Here is a 16844-nt window from a genome sequence, read left to right as displayed (position 1 = left end):
TTTGTAGCAACGTTTCGACACCGCTACCTTGGCACATTGTGATGCCGTTAGGGGGCGTCCACCCCATCGATTGGCCAAGTAGGCGGGCAGCCGGCTCTTTCGGGGCCGATTCCGGATTGGTAGTTTTAGTGATATCCAGCCTGGACCCAGCTAGACGACACCCCACGACCGATATCGCCTTGCCTGTCATCTCCCTCACGCCGAGCTCGCCGATGAGGTGAGCGCCACCCGCTGGCTGACTTTGGCTCCTTGGCGATCAGCCCGGCCGAGACCAACCGACCGAGCAGAGTGCACGTATTCCATGGAATACTAGTGGCCATCCATTTGGCGATTTCACGGAGGCGCTGCGGTTGACAGCATGAAGGATGGCGGCGTGAAATTTGCAAGTCCCTCCCTCCCTCATGTAAAGTTTTTGTCCGCTACCTTTCTCGCCATTTCAGCACAACGACATAAATGACCTTCACTTATTATTCGGCCACGAGTATATTGGCCAAACAAACATAGATTTTTGGCGGCTGCAAAAAGACGCGCGCTCGGGGGCAGCATGCACCACTTCTTCCAGCGACGCGATGCGGCCTTCGATATTCCCAGCCGCGCGTACGCTCTGCTGATCGACGGGGCCGACAGCGAGTTTGTGCTCTTCGACGCTGTCGACGCGGACTACTTCGACCGGACCTATGCGCTGCCCGGTCCACCCACTCAACTGGGCAGTTGGCGAAGCCATGTCGACCGCGCGCCGATTTACGCGATCGAAATAAATGCGTCGGATGCCGCGCCCGCCGCGACCGGCTGGCTTGCACTGCATCCGCACGATGCTCTGCCTGAGTGGTCGCAGATCGAGTTGGTCCCAGACGACAAGGGTGAGGCCGCCGTCTACAACAGTATCGCCGGCCCGCCACGTCGAGCCAGGGTTTCGGTGCGACCCGCGTCGAACAAGCTCGCGCGCATGTTGGCGCAGGCGACTGATCTTACGCCATACGTCAGGCCGGAGGATGAGATCGAGCTGGCGCTGCCCGCATCGTCGATCGAACACATCTTCGTTCTCGATGTAGGCCAAGGATCAGCCAATGCGCTGGTGACCTCCGCCGACAAAGTGATTGCCTACGTCGACGTCGGCTCAGGCGTGCTGAAGGACACCGGAACTTGGCCGTCGTCAATGGGCAGAATCTGCCTCCAGCACCATCCTGTGGCCATTCTCACCCACTGGCACTACGATCACTTCCATGCGGCCAACATCTATCCGGCTGCGCAGGGGATGACTTGGATCGCGCCACTGCAGACGCTTGGCCCGGGCCCGCAGTCGGCGATGGCAAGCGCCATTGCAAACACGGGCACGCTGATGGTCTGGAGCGGCAGCGGAATCCTCTCGGCCGGCAAGATCGATCTGGAGCGCTGCACCGGGCCGTCGAGCAACCAGAACAGGTCCGGCATTGCCGTCTGGGTATGGGGATCAGCCGGCAGCGATCCGATCCTGCTGCCGGGGGACGCAGGCTACAGCGATATTCCCACACTTGTCGCAGGCAAGGCGATCGCCGGCCTCGTCGCCGCCCATCATGGCGGTCGCGCGTCGGGAGTGGCGCCGACGAAGCCTGGCGCGGGCACGCCACGCGTGGCGCTCTCCTATGGCCACCCCAACAGCTACAAGCATCCGCTAGCGAACTCGCTCCAAGGACTGACGGCGTCGCGCTGGAGTATCGGCCATCCCGCGCCAGGCATCGACGAGCGACGCACCGAGGATCGCATCGGCGGCGTGGGGGGTACCGGCCTTGGTCACATCCGGATGAACTGGACCGGCAATACCGGCCCGGCGCACATCTGTAGCTGTGGCTGCACACTCGATCCGACGCAGTAGGGGTGCCAATCTAGAAGAGGGGGGCGTGCGATGAATTGTGTGGTGTTCGTGCCTGGGATCATGGGCTCGATCCTTTCGATGCCGGATGGTGAAGAAGTCTGGCCGCCGACCCCGCTCGAAGTAACGTTCGGCTACAAGCGGAAACAGAAGCTCTTGCGCGAGGATCTCCTCGTCGGAGATATCATTCGCGAGGTCTCCTGCTTCGACATCTATAAGCCGCTTGTCGACACGCTCGCCGCGATTGGCTTCAAGGAGAGCGGGTCGGGCGACCGCCTCCATGTCTTCCCCTATGACTGGCGACGAGATCTTGAGACCCTCGCCGATCATTTGGCTGCCCGGCTCGACGTGCTACCTGCCGGCACAACGTCTATCACCATTGTCGCCCACAGCATGGGCGGATTGATCAGCCGCCTGATGCTCGAGGCCGGCAAGTTCGATGCAAGATCCTGGTTCGGGAAGATCAAGGCGTTCATGACGCTGGGGACGCCACATCTCGGTGCGCCGCTGGCGCTGGCACGCATACTTGGTCTCGATAGCGCCATGGGCGTGAGTCCCGCGGATTTCCGCGAGATCGCCGCCGACAGGCGCTATCCGTCCGGCTACCAACTACTGCCAGCGCCGGGGGAAGCGGCCTGCTGGGACATCAAGGTCGGCGGCACACTTGACGAGCTCGATATCTACAATCCGGCTGTCGCCACCAGCCTCGGAATGGATCCAACTTTGGTTGCCCGCGCCTCCTGGGTACATGGTACGCTCGCAAAGGGCAAGGAACCCGCGCATATCCGCTACTTCTACTTCGCCGGGACCGGTCATAAGACTGCGACCCGCGTGAACGTCGGCACCAGCGTCAAGCAGGTGACCCGTTCCGAAGACGCCGGCGACGGCACCGTGCCCTTGTGGAGCGCGCTTCCAGTCTCGGCACAGAAGCAACTCGTCGTCGGCGAGCATGCCGGCTTCTTCACGGAAACCACCTTCAAGGCCGTGTTCTTCCGCCTCTTCGGCAAGAATTTCCCGACCCCGCCCGTCGGCGTGAAGGGGGCTGAGACCGCAACACTTTCCGTACAGTCCCTGAGCATCCGCAAGAAGGATGAGATCGAACTGGTGATCGCACCGTCGGCACCGGTCGACACCGTCAAGGGCAAGGTCGTGCTGGAAAGCACTGATGGACCCGACCGGCCCTTTAGAGCCGCCGGCGAGGCCCTAAAGGTCAGTTACTCTGGTCCTCCAATCCCATCGCTGAAGCTGCGCCTGCCGCCCATCGGCAAGCCAGGCTTCTACCGGGCACGCTTCGTCGGCAAGCCTTCCGCTGAGAAACCGGTTCAGTTCGCGGTGACTGACAAATAGGGAGAGACGCTCGTGGCGAAGAAGACGTTCGTTCCCGACACCAACGTAGTCAAACTGAAATATATGGACACCGAGCCAGGCCACGCTCCAAAGGGTGCAAAGACCCTGATGCAGGGTTGGGAGTACGCGGCGAACGAACCTTTGCTCGACGGGCCGGTGTCGCGACGCGTCGCCGTGATCGACCTCGATCCCGATACTGGCGCAGTGACGCCCGGGGCGCGTTTCGTCCCGCCGAAGGGCCGTACGCTGGGACGCTACAAGGTCAAGAGCGAACTGGATTTCAACGCGACCGACTTCATGCAGGTGAGTGTGTTCACGGCCGTCATGAAGATGATGTCGATCTTCGAGGCGCAGGACGTGCTCGGCCGTAAGCTGCGTTGGGCCTTCGACGGAGAGCAGCTACTCGTCGTGCCTCGCGCCGGAAAAATGCCCAACGCCTTCTATCATCGCGATTCACGCAGCCTGCAGTTCTTCTTCGTCGACGACCCCACCCCCAAGAAGCGCGGCAAGTTCGTCTATACCTGCCTGTCTCCGGACATCGTCGCGCACGAAACAACGCATGCGATCCTCGACGGCATTGCGCCCGATCTCTACAATGCGACCTCTCCGCAATCCCTCGCAATACACGAAGCGATCGCCGACCTCGGAGCGGTGATGCTAGCTGTACGCACGGACCGGCTGCTGCGCCAGGTGATGATCGACACTTGCGGCGACCTGCGGAAAGCCGAAGCCTTCAACGAGATCGCCCGGCAGTTTGGTGAGGCGCTCTACGGCGAGGGGCGACCGCTGCGTGACCTCAACAACAAGGCGTCGATGCTTAAGCCCGGCGATCTCGATTTGAATGAGCCACACGACCTCAGCACTGTGCTCACCGGCGCGCTCTATGCTCTGCTTGTCGCCGAGTACGAGGAAATCAGGCAGGAGGATTTTCAGGAGAAGTTTGCGAAAGAGAAGCAGAAGCGAAAGCAGGCAAGCCTGCCGGCACCGACGAAGGAGGAGAAGGACAAGATCCGCTTTTCCGTTTCAGGCTTCGCGCTGTTCAAGGCGACTGAGAAGTTCAAACGCATCGCCTTCCGTGCGTTGGACTATCTGCCGCCGGGCGAGATCTCCTTCGCCGACTATGGCCGCGCCATGTTCGCTGCCGACACCTATTCGAACCCGAAAGACTCCGAACCGCGTGACTTCATCAAAGCGGAATTTTTACGACGGGGCATGGTCGATGACGCCGGAACGCTCGATCCTGTCGATCCAGGCTTCGACCTGCCCGCCGACCTCGATCTCGACCAATTGGCACGCAGCGACTGGGCGGCCTACCAGTTCGCGGAAAAATGGCGCGAGAAGTTATTGATCCCCGTCAACATCCCGTTCGAAGTGCGGCCGCGGCTCGACGTCAGCCGCAAGACTTGGCGCAAGAACGGCGAGCCGGCCGTGACGCGCGCGCTCCTGTTCAAGGTTGCTTGGCAGTCCACCCAGGAGTTCCAGTTCGGCGATTTCTTCCATGAGGTGGCCGTCACGCGCGGCACGACGCTTGCGATCGACTGGGAGACGCGCAAGGTGCGCACGCTGCTGTCGACCAGCCCCGATCATCCCTCGCAGCGCGACGCGTCGACCTCCCACAACGACGCCATGCGAAAGGTATTCCTTACCGCCAATATCGCCGAGGGTGTCCTCGAGTTCGGCTCGCCAAACGTCCAGATCCAGAACGGCACGCTGCGCATTCGCGCGATGGGCCAGATGCTGCACATGATGGGGCACTGAGATGGCGAAAAAACTCAGGATCAGGATCTACAATGTGCTGTTTGGCGACGCCATCCTGCTGAGTATTCCGGAGGTTGATGATGCCGGCAACGAGATCACGGTCAACGTTTTGATCGACGTCGGCAATGCGCTTGCCGGGACTGCGGGCCGCGACGAGCTGTTCAAGCCGGTGCTCGAGAACATCAGGGACGAGCTCGGCGGCGAACCTGTCGATCTCTACATCATGACGCACGAGCACATGGACCATGTGCAAGGGCTTCTCCATGGCGCCAGGAAGCTCGGCATCGAATTCAAGGCGAGGCATCTGTGGATGACTGCCTCGTCGGAAGGCGAGGCCTATTACGACCGCTTCCCGAAGGCAAAGCGGAAGCAACTCGCTGCACTCGCGGCCTACGACAGCGTCGCTGCGTTCCTCGCAAAGAGCGCCGCGCCGGTGCCGCTCGGCATCCAGGCTCTGCTCGACATCAACAATCCGCGATCCACCAAGGACTGCGTCAAGCATATCAGCGAACTCGGGCTTGACGGGGCGAAGCCGCTCTATGTGCACCGCACCACCGACGTCTCGGACCATCACCCGTTCCGCCACACGAAAGTCCGGCTGCTCGCGCCGGAGGAGGACACGTCGATTTACTATGGCGCCCTGCCGCCCCGCACGCTGGGGGCGGTGCTCGACGGCGCCGCCCCACTGTCGCTCGATGCGAAGGCCATCACCCCGCCTGCCGGCGTTTCCGCGGGGACTTTCTTCGACCTGATCGAGTTTCGTTCCAGCGGCATGGCCGCCAATCTGCGCACGATCGACAAGGCCGCCAACAATTCAAGCGTCGCCATCGAGCTCGAATGGAACGGCTGGCGCCTGCTCTTCCCCGGCGACGCCGAAGAGAAGAGTTGGGAGATGATGGACCGGAAAAACGAACTGAAACCGGTGCATTTCCTGAAGATCAGCCATCACGGTAGCAAGAACGGCTCGCCGCGACATCAAATCGACAAGGTGCTACCCGTGCAGGCGCCGGACGGTCGCCCGCGCTTCGCCGCCGTATCGACGCGTGAAGGCGCGTATTCCGGCGTGCCGGACAACGATACACTGATCCTGGTCAACGATCGCGCGCATCTCGACGACACGCGCGACCTTGGTGAAAATGGCTGGTTCGACGTCATCTTTCCCGAGGACGGTGGAGCCCCGGTGTCGCGTCGAGGACCGTAACAAGTTTCGCACTGGTCAGGAGGAGGAAATGCGCAGATCGTTGTCAGCCGGACTGCTTGTCGGCACCCCTCTTTTTTTGCCGTCAACTGCCTCGGCCTGGTGGGACGAGGACCATGCGTGTTGCCGCGATGCCTTATGAACTGCTCACCCCGACCGACCGCGCAGAAGCAAACCAGTTAATTGTGAACCGGCGCCAAGGGTTGACCCCACTCGCCGGTGAGATTTCAGCGGCTTAATGTGCCGATCGGCGCGGAGACCCCACGCCGATTGAACCAGTAGATTTGCGCATGCAGCGCGACGCGTCAGTTCCACTCCATTTATCGCGCGGGGCAAATACTCATGGGTTACAGGGACGAGTATGTGTACGGAGCAGAATTTCCACGGCGCAGACTTTATGCACGAGTAGCACGGGCTGAGCAGATCGGTTCCGGTCGCTACAGTCGTCACTCCTATGAATTTGACGCCGTAGACGTGGAGATCTCATCTGACGGCCATTTCGACGCGCTATTTGATCCCGATGACCGGCGCCACTTTGCACTTGTCCGGGTGGTCACCACCGAAGGGCTGTTCAACCGGACTTTTGGCGTAGCCCCACAGCCTGGATTTTGGTTTTCACTGGACATTGCGCCCACGGGCAAGGGACCGATTGCCTTTCACGCCCAGCTTACAGCGACCGGATACAGCCTGCTGTCGCGTGGCACGCTACAATCAGCAACGTTCCTCTTTAGCGATGACAGCCTCCGTGGCGGCCCAGAGGGAGGTCCGGATGGCGATGGCGGTGGGCGTGGCGGTGGCCTCGACCGGGAAGCGCTGCGGCAGGACCAGGATGAAGTGTCTGAACTGAGCGAGATCGCGGTCGAACGATTTGAGTACCATCGACCAGGGACGGCAAAGGTAGGGAAGGAGAGCGAAATCAAGTTAGCCCTGAAGTCATTAGGTGCTGCAGTAAGTATCGACCTGGATGAGGCTCGGGCCCTAGCTGAAGAATGTGGGTTCCCCCAAACGGCGCTAACGCAAGAGGGAACCATTAAGAGCATTCTCGCCTCCAGCCCGTCTCCCCACACAGTCAGCATCAACGACGTCGGTCAAGCCAGCTTTGCAACCCTGTTGACTGAGGATAAACAACCTCTGGTGTATTTCGATGTGGGTTGGCCAGTCGTCTTTAACGGACGGACCTGCCCCACAAAGCTTTCCGGCGCCCAATCCAAACGTCCCAGTCATTATTTCGCACTGGGATTTCGATCACGTCTCGGGGTTCTTCCGCTTCCCTCAATTACAACGGGCGTGCTGGATTACTCCGGTGCAGCGTCTTGGACCCGGAGCTAAAAAAATTGCAGCAGCTCTTGCGAGCCGACGCCTGCTCCTGGGTTGGTCCGGAAGGCGCATCTCTTGGTCCTGGGGCGAATTGCTCAAGTGCGGCGGACTACCGACCGTAGTAAATCACAGCGGATTGGCCCTCATAGTGACGCTCCGATCAGGAAAGAGGGGCCTGCTGGTGGGTGACGCGAACTACGACACAATCAACCTGCCCTCAAGCAGCTTTGATTACCTCGCCGTGACGCACCATGGAGCCCTCTTTACGGGCATTCTTCCCAAGCCTGCTGGGCCAAACTCGTTAGGCGTCATTTCTGTCGGTCGCGGAAACGTCTACGGGCATCCAAAGGAAGCATCCATTGCAGCACACAAGGGAGCCCACTGGCTAATCGAGCAGACCGCGGGAACGCGTCGACTGCGTCGGGGAGACAGAATCCTCGGACCCTAACTCGACAACGCCTTGCAAGCCTTTCGCCTGATGTCGAACCCCGGCGTCACCGATTTCCTCATCGGCACGGCGGCTTCTGCGGTTCTGGCGCTTCCGCCCGTGCGCCCGAACCGAGCGCGCAACGGGGCGTGGATCTGACCTATGAGTGCCGCAAGCTCCGCGGCGAGAACCGGATTGTTCGAGACAGAGACAACATCGGCGGTGACTCGACAATGGGATCGTCAACAAGGGGTCAGAACAAGAGCTGCTCGAAATCATACGCTAAGGTCGAACGGAACGTGAACTGTCGTCTCTGACGCGCATGATGGTCTGCCGGCTGGTTTCGAACTTTCTGGCGAGAGCGGAAACGCTCATGCCGTTGGCCAGTCCTTTAAGGACATCGTGCTTCCGCGTTTCGTTGAGCCGTGCCGGTCGGCCGAGGGTCTTTCCTTCTGATCTTGCCCGTTTGAGGCCGGACTGCGTGCGTTCGATAAGCAGGTCACGTTCGAACTGTGCGACGGCGTTGATGACGTTCATGGTCATCTTGCCAGCGGAGCTTGCGAGATCGACACCGCCCAGAGCGAGGCAGTGAACNTGTGCGACGGCGTTGATGACGTTCATGGTCATCTTGCCAGCGGAGCTTGCGAGATCGACACCGCCCAGAGCGAGGCAGTGAATCCGGACACCCAATTCCTCCAGTTTCCCCACTGTAGTGCTCACATCGATGGCGTCCCGGCCAAGTCTGTCGAGCTTTGTCACGATGAGCACATCGCCGGCTTCGAGCTTGTCCATGAGCCGGGTGAAGCCCCGGCGCTGCGCAATGGCGACACTGCCGGAGACCGTTTCGGTGACGATGCGGCGTGGCTCGACGTGGAAACCGGCTGCCTCGATTTCCTGAATCTGGTTTTCAGTCGTTTGGTCGGTCGTGGAGACACGGACGTAGGCAAAGGTGCGTGGCATGGGCTCGATTCGTCCAAATAGGCTGTCCGAAATGTCGTGCATGTCCATAACTATGTCAAGGTAATTTGTGGACAGTGCTATGTTCACCCTGTACGGAACCGGTCGTTTTCGGACATGCCGGAGGCCATCGGCGCGATGTTGCATGGAGTAAAGAAAATGGCCCGGCGGAAGCTCCTAAAAATTCAGGATCGACAGGAACTGTTCGGTGTGCCGACCGATGAAGACAGCCTGATCCGCCACTATACTCTGTCTCCAGCCGATCGGCTGGAGATCGCGGTCCGCAGGCGCAAACATAACCAGCTCGGCTTTGCCGCCCAGCTTTGCCTGATGCGATATCCGGGCAGGACGCTCATGGCGAACGAAATACCGCCGCGGGCAATGCTCAACTATATCGCCGAGCAACTGGATGCCGCTCCGGAAAGCTTCAGTTCCTATGCGAGGCGAGAGCCGACCCGGCTGGAACACGTCTCGCACCTCCTCGCCTATCTTGGGATGAGANTCATGGCGAACGAAATACCGCCGCGGGCAATGCTCAACTATATCGCCGAGCAACTGGATGCCGCTCCGGAAAGCTCAGTTCCTATGCGAGGCGAGAGCCGACCCGGCTGGAACACGTCTCGCACCTCCTCGCCTATCTTGGGATGAGAACCGCAGCAGCTCCGGACCGGCGGGCCGCCTTGATGTCCGCAATCGAAACGGCAGCGACGACCGACAAAGGGTCTTCTATTGCCAAGGCAATCGTCACCACCATGCGGGAACGCAATGTGGTGCTTCCCACGCCGGACACCATAGAGCGGATCGGGCTGGCGGCACGCGCCATAGCGCGCCGGCGTGCGGAAGCGGCGTTGATCTCCGGCTGTTCCCCTGAGCAGCTTCAGAGCCTCGACGATTTGCTGAAGGTGGATCCTGCAATTGCACAGACGCGGTTCCATTGGCTACGATCGGCTCCGGACGCACCCGGCGCCAGCAACCTGGTCGCGATGATGGAAAGGCTCTCCTTCATTCGTGCCCTCGATATCGATCCCCGCCTGCAGGGCAGCATCCATTCCGGGCGCTGGGACCAGATGATCCGGGAGGGCGATGTCACGCCGGCCTGGCTTGCCGCTGATTTCAACGCTAGCCGCCGGCGCGCGACGATCGTCGCCCAGGTCATCAAGCTCGGCCAGAAGCTGACCGACGACGCGGTCACCATGTTCATCAAGCTGATCGGCAGGCTCTTTTCCCAAGCCAACAATCGCAAGAAGCAGCGCCATGCCGAAACGCGTAAAGAGACGGCGAAGGCGCTCCGGCTGTTTCTCGATACGATTTCCGCCCTTCAGGCCGCCAANTGCCGAAACGCGTAAAGAGACGGCGAAGGCGCTCCGGCTGTTTCTCGATACGATTTCCGCCCTTCAGGCCGCCAACGACAACGATGAGGATGCAATCGAGACGATCAACCGGCACGTCGGCTGGCATCGTCTTTTGCAGGTAAAGCCCGCTCTCGAAGCCATGGTGGAAAATGGAGATCCTGATCCATTGCTTGTGGCGGTGGAGCAATACGCGAGCGTCCGCAAATATGCGGCGCTGTTTCTACGGACCTTTGCTTTCCGCTCCGCTCGCCGGAACGATACCCTGCTTGCGGCGATTGAAACCCTCAAATCCCTCTACGAAGATGGGCGGCGCAGCCTTCCAGATCGGGTTCCGGTTGCCCATCTTGGCACGACGGCCCGCAAACTGATCTTCAGCGGATCAAAACCCGATCGTCGTCTCTACGAGATTGCCACGCTGGCGGCGTTGCGGGAGCGGCTTCGCTCAGCAGATGTCTGGGTCGAAGGCAGCAGGACATTTCGCCCGATGGATGAGCATCTCATGCCGCGCCCTGCCTTCACCAATCTCAAAGATACCGACCAGCTCGGCCTCGGCGTACAGCGCGACGGGGCGGCGTGGCTCGCGCAAATGCAGCAATTGCTCGATTTCAATCTCAAGCGGCTCGCACACCGCGCTCGGAACGGCAAGCTCGAGGGTGTCCGTTTCGAGGCCGGAACCCTGCTGGTGACGCCGCTGGCCAGCGAGGTTCCCGCCGCAGCCGAGGAACTGAATCTTGAGCTGAATGACATGTACCCGCTCATCGAGGTGCCGGACCTTCTTAGAGAGGTGCATGAGTGGACGGGCTTTGCCGAGCAGTTCACCCATGTGCGAACGGGCGACATGCCGCAAAACATCGCTGCTATGCTCGCCGGCACGCTCGCGGACGCCACCAATCTCGGGCCAAAACGGATGGCAGGTGCATCGAAAGGGATCAGCGCCCATCAGATCGGCTGGATGCGCATGTTTCATGCCAGGACCGAAACTTATCGGGCGGCGCAGGCAAGCGTGACCGACGCCCACGCGCGTCATCCCCATGCTCTGCTCTGGGGAAATGGAACGACCGCGTCTTCCGACGGTCAGTTCTTCCGGGCCAGTGATCGTGCTGCAGGGCGCGGCGACATCAATCTGCACTATGGCAGCGAGCCAGGCACCAAATTCTACAGCCATCTCTCCGACCAGTACGGCTACTTCAGCATCCTGCCGATCAGTCCGACCGAAAGCGAGGCGGCCTATGTTCTGGACGGGCTATTCGACCACGACACCATCCTCGACATCGAGGAGCATTTCACCGACACGGGCGGCGCCAGCGACCATGTGTTTGCCCTCTTCGCCCTGATCGGCAAGCGCTTTGCGCCCCGACTGCGCAACCTCAAGGACCGGAAATTCCATACCTTCGAGAAAGTCGATACCTATCCCGCCCTCGCGGACCATATCGGCGTGCGGATCAATTCCGCGCTCATCATGGAATATTGGGATGATCTGCTGCATCTGGCGGCGTCGATCCGCGCGCGTACCGTTGCACCCTCGACGATTCTCAAAAAGCTGGCTGCGTCACCGAATCCGAGTCAGTTGGCCAAAGCCCTGCGGGAACTCGGCCGTATCGAGCGATCCTTGTTTATGATCGAATGGTATTCCAGTCCGGACCTGCGTCGGCGGTGCCAAGCCGGTCTCAACAAGGGCGAGGCAGCGCACAAACTCAAGCGTGCGGTCTTCTTCCATGAGCGCGGCGAAATCCGCGACCGATCGTTCGAGAGCCAGGCATTCCGCGCCTCCGGTCTCAATCTTGTCGTCAGTGCCATCGTCCACTGGAATACGGTATATCTCAGCCGGGCCACCGAGCACCTCCGTCAGAGTGGCCGAAATATTCCCGACACCCTGCTCAAACATATCTCTCCCCTGAGCTGGGAACACATCAACCTTACCGGCATCTACTCCTGGGACGTCGCGCCCGACCTTACGGAGGGCTTCAGGCCGCTGCGCTTGCCGACCAAATNCTTACCGGCATCTACTCCTGGGACGTCGCGCCCGACCTTACGGAGGGCTTCAGGCCGCTGCGCTTGCCGACCAAAATTGCCATGGGCGGCATAATGTTCATGCTCCGTTCGACCTTAGCGTATGATTTCGAGCAGGTCTTGCTCTGACCCCTGCTTCGGATGAAGCCGGAGCTTGCAGCAATGGTCGAGGAAAATGAGGCATCCCCACTGGTCCTGGCGGCCGAGCAGTATAGTGGCGTCCTCAAATACGCGACGGCGTTCCTGGCGACTTTTACGTTCCGTTCAGCGCGCCGCACGACTCCTTGCTCACAGCCATTGCGATGCTCCAAAGGCTTCATTCGGAGGGACGGCGTGCACTGTCCGAGCGTGTTCCGACCAGCCATCTCAGTCCAACCGATCGGAAACTGATCTTTGGGCAGCAGAAGCCTGATCGCCGGCTATATGAGATAGCCACGCTCGCCGCATTGCGCGAGCGCCTTCGCTCGGCGGATATATGGGTAGAGGGCAGCCGCTCGTTCCGCCCGATCGACGAGCACCTCATGCCGCGATCGACGTTCACCACGATGAAGGAAGAGGATCGGCTTGGCCTTGGTGTCGGCCGTGACGGCGGCGCCTGGCTGAACGAAGTAAAGCAGGTGCTGGACTTCAATTTGAAGCGCCTGGCCTATCGCGCTCGCGCAGGTAAGCTCGATGGTGTTCGTCTCGAAGCGGGAACGCTGATCGTGACGCCGACTGTCGGCGACGTTCCTGCGGCAGCCGAAGAACTGAACGCAGAGATCAGCGAGATGTATCCGCTGGTCGAAGTTCCTGACCTGCTGAGGGAAGTGCATGAGTGGACGGGCTTTGCCGATCACTTCACACATGTCCGCACAGGCGACGCCCCACGAAATGTCTCTGCCATGCTGGCCGGCATCCTGGCCGATGCAATCTCGGTCCGAAGCGGATGGCCGGCGCTTCCAAGGGCATCAGCGCCCATCAGATTGGCTGGATGCGCACCTTCCATGCCCGATCAGAAACCTATCGCGGCGCTCAGGCCTGCATCACCGACGCACACGCCGGGCACCCGCATTCCCGTCTGTGGGGCAACGGAACGACTGCGTCGTCCGACGGACAGTTCTTCCGTGCGAGCGACCGAGCAGCAAAACGCGGCGACGTCAATCTGCATTATGGCAGCGAACCGGGATCGAAATTCTACAGCCACCTGTCGGACCAGTACGGCTACTTCAGCATCCTGCCCATCAGCCCCACGGAAAGCGAAGCGGCCTATGTGCTCGACGGACTATTCGACCAGGAAACGATCCTGGACATCCAGGAGCATTTTACGGACACCGGTGGCGCGACCGATCACGTCTTCGGGCTGTTCGCCCTTGTCGGCAAACGCTTCGCGCCTCGGCTACGCAACCTCAAAGATCGAAAGTTTCACACATTCGAGAAGGGCGATGCCTACCCGGCGCTGACGAGCCACATCGGCGCACCGATCAACACCGCGTTGATCCTTGACCATTGGGACGACCTGCTGCATCTGGCCGCATCGATCGCGACGCGCGCCGTCGTCCCCTCGACGATCCTGAAGAAGCTCTCGGCGTCTCCGAAAGCCAGTTGGCCAAGGCGCTGCGGGAACTCGGCCGGATCGAGCGATCACTGTTCATGATCGAATGGTATTCGAGCCCGGCCTTGCGCCGGCGGTGCCAAGCCGGCCTCAACAAGGGCGAAGCAGCGCATAAACTGAAGCGCGCGGTATTCTTCCATGAGCGCGGCGAAATCCGTGACCGCTCATTCGAGAGCCAGGCATTCCGCGCTTCCGGTCTCAATCTCGTCGTCAGCGCCATCGTCCATTGGAACACCGTCTATCTTGACCGCGGAGCCACACACCTGCGCATGGCGGGTCGGACTATCCCGAATGACCTGCTCAAACACGTCTCGCCGCTCAGTTGGGAACACATCAACCTCACAGGCATCTACACCTGGGATTCTGAACACCAGATGCCCGAAGGCTTCAGATCGCTTCGCTTGCCAGCACCAATCCGACGGGCGGCATGATGTTCATGTTTCATTTGGCCTTAGCGTACGATTCTGAACAGCTCTTGTTCTGACCCCTATCTGAGATGGCCTGAGTGAGATTTGCAGGTTGGCTAGGTCCGCCACTACGTCCGATTCGAACGCCGAAAACAGTTCGATCAACTCATCTTGCCGGGGCTGGCCAAAGGCCAACCGATAGGTAGCCAGAGACTTTTTCAGATTCTCGTAGCGCTCCACCTCCCGACTAAACGGAGGGATCAGGACCATGCGCTCGATTTTTGCCTCACCAGGGTAGAGCCAGTAGGGCACGATATCGCCAGCACGTCCGTGTGCGCTCTCTTGATTCTGAGCGGCGTCGAAGATGCCTGACCAAGGCCGCCCATCGTCGCCTCCCAGCGCAAAGCGGCCGAACTCTGCAGCGACATTGCGGCGCACAGCGTGGTTTTTGAAGCGATGGACGCGGCCTTCACGCTGTTCGATGTCGACCGGATTGCGGGGCAGGTTCCAATGTACGACCCGAGCGCAGTAGGGATGGAAGTCGAGGCCCTCCTGTCCGATCGACGTTGATGCGAGAACGAAGGGGCGAAAAGGCGATTTGAAGGCCGCCTGGACGAGAGCTGTCCGACGAACGCCCTTCTCCTCCTCTGCGTTCGCCGCAAATCGCATGGCGAAACGAGCGCGCACTTCGAAAGTCTTGTTCTGCAAGCGTGAGCGTCCGGCGGTCCAATGGTCGAGCGTAATCTGAGCCGGCCTCAACGCGACCACCTCGACCAACTTCGCTGCAATAAGGTGAGCGCGGTCGGCTGCATCGAATTGTTCGGCCCGCTCACTTTCCAAAATGAGGTGAAGGTACTCATCCAAGACGGCGGGAAGGTCGTTTCGTGCAGCATGAGAAGTAATCTGACGCCAATAGTTTATTGGCGAAGATTCCTCCAACAATGCGCGGCTCTCGGGCTGGTTGTACAGGCTGCGGAACCCCAGAGCGATCGTGATCGCTGCCCCTGCAAGCGCCGGATCGTCCAGCGACAGCTCCGGGCAGAGGCGAGCGAGTGCCCGGAGTGCACACACGGCAGGCGAACCAAGGGCAAATTCCGCAAGCTTGTCGTATATGTCCCTTGCATCAAGATCGCTGAGATTGTCTTCGGCGTCGAGCGCGCCTCTGATCGCTTCGATGGTTCGCGCCATCGCCCCATGCTCGTCATGGGCGTCATGTTCGATGGCACCGACCTTGCCCCAGTTTATGCCTTGCCCCAATTCAACTTCCAGCGTGAGCGGAAGGAGGCGACCCGATCGCTCGGCCAGTCGAGAGAGACATTTCGGGTCAATGCGTTCAGCAAGAGCTTCACGAGCCTGACTCACCAGTTGGTCGTAGGTCGCCGCACGTCCAAACCGTTTTTCCAAAGCCAAGGGGTCCACCCAGGCGGCAAGGCTAGGTGAAGGACACAACATCGGCATCATTTCCTCGACGCCGATTGGACGGCTGGTGCGACTGACGAGGTCCGACGTCATGCTCATACGGCGGCTTGCGTCATGCGAGAGAATTGCCGCGATCGCGTCAGGGACCATCGACCAATCCGAGAAGACCAAGGTCTTTGTCGCCGGAATGGGCTCCCCAAATGATGGTCGGGATGGTGGGATCCACAGCGCGCGATCGAGCCCGTGCTGGAAAGCTGATTCAGCGAGAGCCCGCATTCTTCCATTACGAATGGGAATTGCCTCGTAGCCTTCGACCTGCTCCTTGTTGATGAAGTGGGGGGCAGCGGCTCTGATCGCTTTGCGTAGCTCCTTGGCCGGCCGCAGCTTCACCGCCTGTAGCTTTTCCCTCAGCTTGTAACCGCGCATGAAATTGAGGAGGTACGGCGACGACTTCCAATACTCGACAATGCCTGGCGCACTCACGAGCTCGGCTACATGAGCGACGGCCTTCGCCTCCTTAAGATCTCCCGTCTCGATCGTTAGTTGAGGCTTGAACTCCCGGACCTGTGCGTTGCGGTCATCGGTGAAATCCACTCGCTCGGTCCGGGCAACGACCTGGCTCAGGATGTGTTGGACACGGTCGCGCTGGATACGTGCGANTACGTGCGACCGATCTGGTCTCTGGCATGGCCTGCAATGCACGCCGGAAGAGGGAGAGTTCCTTTTCGAGCTCCTGGACACGGGCCTCGCCATCTTCCCCGCCAAACAGGAAGCGCATGGTTCGCAGGAAATCGCTGTAATGATTGCCCTCTTCGAGATCGTCACTGTTCAGTGTCAACATCCGGTATGGCGTTGCCGATAGCAGCAACAATCGGGCCGTCGATCCGTCCGGTCCGGAATAAGAAAAGAGAGCACGCGCGAGCTCTGCAGCAGCAGCCTTTTCGGGTGCGCGCTCCTCATCATGATCGTTCAGCAGTTCGGCAAATCGCTGAAACTCGTCCAAGATAATAAGATCTGGGGTCAGTGCGTCGACGCAAATCCGCGCGAGAATGCGGCGCAGTTGCCCGATCATCGTAGCCGGGCGATGATCGGGAGGGTAGTCAGGACTATTCCTGCTTCTTGCTAGCTCCGCGGCCTCGCGGATACGCTGTATGAAATCATCCCCAATGGCAGCGTTGAATTGTTGCGCGATTTCCTCGGATATCGGCTGGT

The 16844-nt window shown here is 60.2% G+C and carries 7 protein-coding genes and 3 pseudogenes; 8 read left to right on the top strand and 2 right to left on the bottom strand.

Annotated elements, in window-relative coordinates; all coding sequences use genetic code 11:
• The first annotated feature begins 544 nt into the window (after window positions 1–544).
• From X738_RS74525 to X738_RS85355, 5 genes are all read left to right on the top strand, one after another.
• A complete protein-coding gene (locus X738_RS74525; protein WP_023802858.1) occupies window positions 545–1852 on the top strand; it encodes a hypothetical protein in 1308 nt (435 codons plus the stop codon).
• A gap of 30 nt (window positions 1853–1882) precedes the next feature.
• Window positions 1883–3196, top strand: coding sequence for a lipase family alpha/beta hydrolase (locus X738_RS74520; protein WP_031256516.1), 1314 nt, complete (start codon window positions 1883–1885; stop codon window positions 3194–3196).
• A gap of 12 nt (window positions 3197–3208) precedes the next feature.
• Window positions 3209–4954, top strand: a complete 1746-nt coding sequence (locus tag X738_RS74515) for a hypothetical protein (RefSeq protein ID WP_023802856.1) — start codon at window positions 3209–3211, stop codon at window positions 4952–4954.
• A gap of 1 nt (window position 4955) precedes the next feature.
• Window positions 4956–6155 (top strand): hypothetical protein, encoded by a 1200-nt coding sequence (locus X738_RS74510; protein ID WP_023802855.1) that lies wholly within the window; start codon window positions 4956–4958, stop codon window positions 6153–6155.
• A gap of 339 nt (window positions 6156–6494) precedes the next feature.
• Complete coding sequence (locus X738_RS85355) at window positions 6495–7481, top strand: hypothetical protein (protein ID WP_023802854.1); 987 nt, start codon at window positions 6495–6497, stop codon at window positions 7479–7481.
• 697 nt (window positions 7482–8178) lie between these two features.
• Here X738_RS85355 and X738_RS74505 read toward each other — a convergent pair.
• A complete protein-coding gene (locus X738_RS74505) occupies window positions 8179–8856 on the bottom strand; it encodes a recombinase family protein (protein ID WP_031256515.1) in 678 nt (225 codons plus the stop codon).
• Between the two features lie 156 nt (window positions 8857–9012).
• Here X738_RS74505 and X738_RS86400 point away from each other — a divergent pair.
• From X738_RS86400 to X738_RS74495, 3 pseudogenes are all read left to right on the top strand, one after another.
• Window positions 9013–9321 (top strand): annotated as a pseudogene (locus X738_RS86400) (DUF4158 domain-containing protein); the annotation flags it as partial.
• A gap of 176 nt (window positions 9322–9497) precedes the next feature.
• Window positions 9498–12291 (top strand): annotated as a pseudogene (locus X738_RS74500) (Tn3 family transposase); the annotation flags it as partial.
• 56 nt (window positions 12292–12347) lie between these two features.
• A pseudogene (locus X738_RS74495) lies at window positions 12348–14237 on the top strand (Tn3 family transposase); the annotation flags it as partial.
• A gap of 3 nt (window positions 14238–14240) precedes the next feature.
• Here the strand turns inward: X738_RS74495 and X738_RS87675 are convergent.
• Window positions 14241–16226, bottom strand: a complete 1986-nt coding sequence (locus tag X738_RS87675; protein WP_023802845.1) for a C-terminal helicase domain-containing protein — start codon at window positions 16224–16226, stop codon at window positions 14241–14243.
• Window positions 16227–16844 lie beyond the last annotated feature (618 nt).

Source organism: Mesorhizobium sp. L48C026A00 (genome assembly GCF_000502375.1).
Lineage (GTDB): Bacteria > Pseudomonadota > Alphaproteobacteria > Rhizobiales > Rhizobiaceae > Mesorhizobium > Mesorhizobium muleiense.
Note: the sequence above shows the minus strand (reverse complement) of the source record. Positions and strands in the feature narration are given on the sequence as shown.